The organism is Azonexus sp., from assembly GCF_036170495.1.
GTDB lineage: Bacteria > Pseudomonadota > Gammaproteobacteria > Burkholderiales > Rhodocyclaceae > Azonexus.
In genome coordinates this window covers 1-4,780 of sequence record NZ_JAVHPH010000160.1, presented here as the reverse complement: position 1 = coordinate 4,780, position 4,780 = coordinate 1, and the positions used below count along the sequence as shown (strand labels likewise).

Sequence of the window (4,780 nt, the reverse complement as noted above, 5' to 3'; positions counted from 1 at the left end):
ATAAAAGGGAATAGCCATGTTCAAACGTCATCTCATGGTCGCCTGCTTGACCGGCACCGCCACCTTTGCCGGGCTCGGCCTTTCCGCCTTCGCCACCGACGACCCGCAAGTGTTGGTCGCGATGGTGGCCAACACTGAAGCACAGGACGCGGCGCTCGGCAACAAGGTCGAAACCTTGCTACGCGCCGACATCGGCCTGGCTGGTTCGCAGTTCCGCATCCTTGCCAAATCCGCCGTCGTTACCGTTGGCGGCTCGGTGCCCGACGAACATGCGCTGCGCCGGGCGCTCGATCTGGCCAGCGGCGTGCGCGGTGTGCGTGAAGTGCGCAACGCCATGGAGGTCGATCTCCCAAAGTGAGAGAAGAGAGCGGCTCCGGCCTCTTGAAGGCGCTATTCAATCTGATTCCAGAGTCACCAGTAGCGCGCCTTCGGCGACTGTATCGCCCTCTGTAACGTGGATTTGAACCACCCGGCCCGCCTGCGGGCTGGGAATATCCAGCGCCACTTTGCCGGTTTCCAGCGTCAGAATGTTGTCGTCGCGCTCCACCCGGTCGCCCACCTTCACCAACAGCTCCAGAATGAAGATGTTACCGCTCGCGCACGAGCCGCAACTCGACCAGCACTCGGGGTATTTCGGCATACGAACGAAGGAGAAAGACATACGCTTTTTTTCGGCGGAAACCTTGCATTCTACGGCAATGCCCGTATAATGCGCCGCTCTGACAGTGCGCCCGTAGCTCAGCTGGATAGAGTACTTGGCTACGAACCAAGGGGTCGGGCGTTCGAATCGCTCCGGGCGCACCAGCAGAACAACCCGCCGAAGGTTGAAAAAAATTGGCAACGCAGCAAAAAGCAGTTTAAGTGTGCGCCCGTAGCTCAGCTGGATAGAGTACTTGGCTACGAACCAAGGGGTCGGGCGTTCGAATCGCTCCGGGCGCACCAAACAACTCTGAAATATCAAGCGTTTAGGCCAATCTTTGATTGGCCTTTTTGCTTTCTGGCGCCGCCGTGGCAAATGTGTGCCACCGCCCCGGCTTTTTTGCTGCGGTCAAACGGGATCTTCAGTCCCCGTACTGCGCAAGATCTCCGCCTGAAAGACAAGTATCTGGTGAGAGAGCCTTGGCTGTTTCCGGCGGGCTTAAACCCCTGCAAGCACTAGCCCCGTCGCTTGACTAGACCCGGGTGCCGCCGCATAGTCGTGACCCCATGAAGAAGTTGTACGCCCCCTCTCCGCAAGACGAAGACCTTGATCTGGCTGTGCGCGTCCGGGCGGATCAGTTGCATCTGCTTTACCAGCAATCGTTTCCGGCCATTTTCCTGAGTGTCGTTGTGGCCGTGGTGCTGTGTCAGATGCTTTGGGATGGGGTTCGGCACGAGTTGCTGATTGGCTGGCTGGCAGTCATCTGCGCTGGTGGGGTTATGCGCTGGACCCTGTTCTGGCAGCATCGTCGCCGTCGGCCGGAAGGGCTGCAGATTCTGGAGTGGGAGCGCAGTTACGCTGTCACGCTGTTCATCACCACATCGTTGTGGGGGCTTGGTGTCCTGTGGATCAGCAGCGAAAGCGCTCTGGTTCATCAGCTCATCGAGTTCATGTTTCTGCTCGGCATGGCGGCGGGGGCTTTCTCGCATTATTCGGCCCGGCGCTACATGGTGGTCGGGGCGATGGGCACGATTTTGCTGCCGACGATAGGCTTGTTCCTGCTCAGCGGGCAGCCGATGAAGCTCAGCCTGGGCCTCGCCGCCTTGCTGTATATGGGCCTGTTGGTGCGGGCCAGTACGGTTTGGTCGCGGGCGCAGGGTGAAAATTTCGCCTTGACCCACCGGTTGTCGGCGGCCAAGCAGAAAGCCGAGTTGATGGCGCATACGGATGATCTGACCGGGCTGGACAACCGCCGTGCTTTCTTTGATCGCGGGCAGACGCTGGCCAACTATTGCGAGCGGAACAAGTTGCCGTTGAGCATTGCGATGATCGACGCCGATTATTTCAAGCAGATCAACGACCAGTATGGTCATGCCGTCGGTGACGCCGTGTTGTGCGGGCTGGCCGATCAGTTGCGGCGCAGCCTGCGCAAATCGGATGTGTGCGGGCGGATGGGCGGCGAGGAGTTCGCCATACTCTTGCCGGATACCTCGCTGGCCGAAGCCACGGAGTTGGCTGAACGCTTGTGCAAGGCCTATGCGGCGACACCGATACGCAGTGGTGGTGTCGAGGTTGGCAACACGGTGAGTATCGGCGTGGCGAGCGATGGCTACGATATTGAACACTTGCTGCAATGCGCTGACGAGGCGCTTTATCTGGCCAAGGCGGCGGGGCGCAACCGGGTGGTTTCCGACCTAAACGTGGAAGCAGCCCTGAGTTGATGGCGTATGGGCGGGGAGTTGGTTGAATATCAAAATGGCGCTTCTGTTGGAGCGCCATTTTTCATTTCAGCCCGGGATTTCTGGTTCAGGGGCCGGCAAAGCCATTTCATTTTTGGGCGTTTTTTCTGGTTGACCGTGGAGTCGCCTCTGGGTGGTCCGGATTCAAGGCGCAGATTGCCTGGAAAACGCCTATCGGCCATTAGCGACTGCTAATATTTTGCGCTTGCTGGTCGTCAAGCAGTGGCGCCAGCCTGGCCATGTCGCTTTCGCTGTCCTGAAGGAGAGAATCGAGTTGAAAAAAACTTACTGGGTAATCGTTATTCTGGTGTTGCTGGCCGGGCTTGACTGGTACATCCAGGCGCCGGATTCGCGGTCGCGCGAATTGACCCGCGCCATCGAGGCGCAGGCCAGCCCGAAGCTGAAGAATTACCCGTACAAGTTCCGGGTCATCAAGGTCAATGGCGCGACGGCGCTGGTCAGCACGCCGCGCAACGTTGACGTTCCGGCCTTCAAGGCGCTGGCTGTTCTCTATCCGGAGATCGACACCAAGAACCCGAACGGTCCGGCTTTCATCGCGGCCGAGCAGTTGCTGGGCGAGGTGCAGTCCGAGGCGCGGGCAATTGTGTTGGCCCAGCCCGGCATCAAGGATGTGAGCTGGGAACTCGACCGCGACTGGCTGAAGAAGCACTTCATCGAGGTGCCCGAAAAGCGTTGACCGGGAGGCTCCCCGGCCTTGATTTCTCGTTCAGCGGCTGCCGGAGCGATTCTGTTTTTGGCCGGTTTTTCCGGTTGACCGTGGTATTCCGCCCGGACGGGCTGCTGGCCGCGCGCCGGGGCGTTTGGGCGCGTCGTCGAAGCCGACCCAGTTGCTCGGCGTGCCTTTGCCGCCCCGGCCCCCGGCGACCTTCGGTTTCTTGATCTTCTTCGCCGCGATTGCGGCGGCGCCGGTCAGCGGAATGCGGTGGTCGGGTTCGAAGCCAGGTTCTTCTTCGCGGCTGAGCGTTTGCTTGAGCAGTATTTCGATGGCGGCGAGCATCGGGGCTTCGTCGGCGCAGACCAGCGAGATGGCTTCGCCGGTGGCGCCGGCGCGGCCGGTGCGGCCGATGCGGTGGATGTAGTCTTCGGCGACGATGGGCAGGTCGAAATTGACGACTTGCGGCAGGTCGTCGATGTCCAGGCCGCGGGCGGCGACGTCGGTGGCGACGAGGATCTGCACCTCGCCGGCCTTGAAGCTTTCCAGCGCACGCAGGCGGGCCGCTTGCGGCTTGTCACCGTGGATGGCGTCGGCCTTGATGCGCTTGGCGTGCAGGATGCTGACCAGTTCGTCGGCGCCGCGCTTGGTCTTGACGAAAACCAGCACCTGGCCCCATTTCCTGTCCTTGCGCATGAACAGGAAGAGCTCGGTCTTGCGTTTCTTGTCGACCGGCACCATCCACTGTTTGACGGCCTTGACGGTGCTGTTGGGCGGGCTGATTTCGATGGTCAGCGGATTGCGCAGGCGGGCTTTGGCCAGGCTGCGGATGACTTCGGAGAAGGTGGCGGAGAAGAGCAGGGTTTGCCGCTTTTTGGGCAGGGCGGCGAAAACGGCGTCGAGTTCGGTCGAGAAGCCGAGGTCGAGCATACGGTCGGCTTCGTCGAGGACGAGCACTTGCACCTTGTTGAGCTTGAGGGCGTTCTGGCTGTACAGGTCGAGCAGGCGGCCGGGGGTGGCGACGAGGACATCGACGCCACGGCGCAGGCGCATCATCTGCGGGTTGATGCTGACGCCGCCGTAGGCCGCGTAGGTGCTGACGCCGCTGTGTTCACCGTACTGGCGGAAGCTGGCGTGGACCTGTTCGGCCAGTTCGCGCGTCGGCACCAGGACGAGGGCGCGCACGGAATTGCTGCCGACCTTGATGCCATCGGTGGCCAGGCTGTGCAGGATGGGCAGCGCGAAGCCGGCGGTCTTGCCGGTGCCGGTCTGGGCCGCGGCCATCACGTCGCGCCCTTCGAGAATGGCGGGAATGGCTTGCTCCTGGATCGGCGTCGGCGTCTTGTAGCCGAGCGTTTCAAGCGATTGGAGCAGCGTTTCGGCGAGGCCGAGGGCGGAGAAAGTCATGGGCGGGGAGGGGGAAAGAAAATGGGCAATGAAGGGGCGAGTTTAACCCGCCCGTGTAGCGAGCGTTTAGACGCCGGCAGCGAGGCCTTTGCGCAGCAGCATGTCGACCACTTCATTGATGCCGCCTTCGCTGGTTTCAGCCAGCGTGCGCAGTTGTTCGGCCAGTTGGGCATCGATCTTGACGGCGAAGGGGATGAGGCCCTTGGCCTGGTCGAGCTTGCGCTGTTCCTTGCGGTCGAGGACGGCACCCTGGCCGAAACGGTCGGGTAAAGCCGCGCGAGATAAACGCTGGTGGAGAAGCGCGGTATTTTGGGGAAACAA

The 4,780-nt window shown here is 61.3% G+C and carries 6 protein-coding genes and 2 tRNA genes; 5 read left to right on the top strand and 3 right to left on the bottom strand.

The window, feature by feature from the left end; genetic code table 11:
• Positions 1 to 16 precede the first annotated feature (16 nt).
• Entirely contained in the window at positions 17 to 358 is a 342-nt protein-coding gene (locus tag ADADOO_RS05020; RefSeq protein ID WP_511275541.1) for a BON domain-containing protein, read from the top strand.
• Between the two features lie 36 nt (positions 359 to 394).
• Here the strand turns inward: ADADOO_RS05020 and ADADOO_RS05015 are convergent, their stop codons facing one another.
• Positions 395 to 661 (bottom strand): biotin/lipoyl-containing protein, encoded by a 267-nt coding sequence (locus tag ADADOO_RS05015; RefSeq protein WP_511275539.1) that lies wholly within the window; start codon positions 659 to 661, stop codon positions 395 to 397.
• Positions 662 to 727: 66 nt separating this feature from the next.
• On the opposite strand from ADADOO_RS05015, the gene ADADOO_RS05010 reads away from it, so the two are divergent.
• From ADADOO_RS05010 to ADADOO_RS04995, 4 genes are all read left to right on the top strand, one after another.
• Positions 728 to 804: transfer RNA gene (locus ADADOO_RS05010), tRNA-Arg, on the top strand.
• A gap of 61 nt (positions 805 to 865) precedes the next feature.
• Positions 866 to 942, top strand: a tRNA-Arg gene (locus ADADOO_RS05005).
• 264 nt (positions 943 to 1,206) lie between these two features.
• A complete protein-coding gene (locus ADADOO_RS05000; protein WP_511275537.1) occupies positions 1,207 to 2,361 on the top strand; it encodes a GGDEF domain-containing protein in 1,155 nt (384 codons plus the stop codon).
• A 292-nt stretch (positions 2,362 to 2,653) separates the two neighbouring features.
• Positions 2,654 to 3,076 carry a hypothetical protein gene (locus tag ADADOO_RS04995; protein ID WP_511275535.1) on the top strand — a complete coding sequence of 141 codons (423 nt, stop codon included), beginning with the start codon at positions 2,654 to 2,656 and terminating at the stop codon, positions 3,074 to 3,076.
• A gap of 30 nt (positions 3,077 to 3,106) precedes the next feature.
• Here ADADOO_RS04995 and ADADOO_RS04990 read toward each other — a convergent pair whose 3' ends face one another.
• A complete protein-coding gene (locus tag ADADOO_RS04990; protein ID WP_511275534.1) occupies positions 3,107 to 4,459 on the bottom strand; it encodes a DEAD/DEAH box helicase in 1,353 nt (450 codons plus the stop codon).
• A 66-nt stretch (positions 4,460 to 4,525) separates the two neighbouring features.
• Positions 4,526 to 4,780, bottom strand: a 255-nt coding sequence (locus ADADOO_RS04985) for a hypothetical protein (RefSeq protein ID WP_511275532.1), incomplete at its 5' end; no start/stop codon positions are given.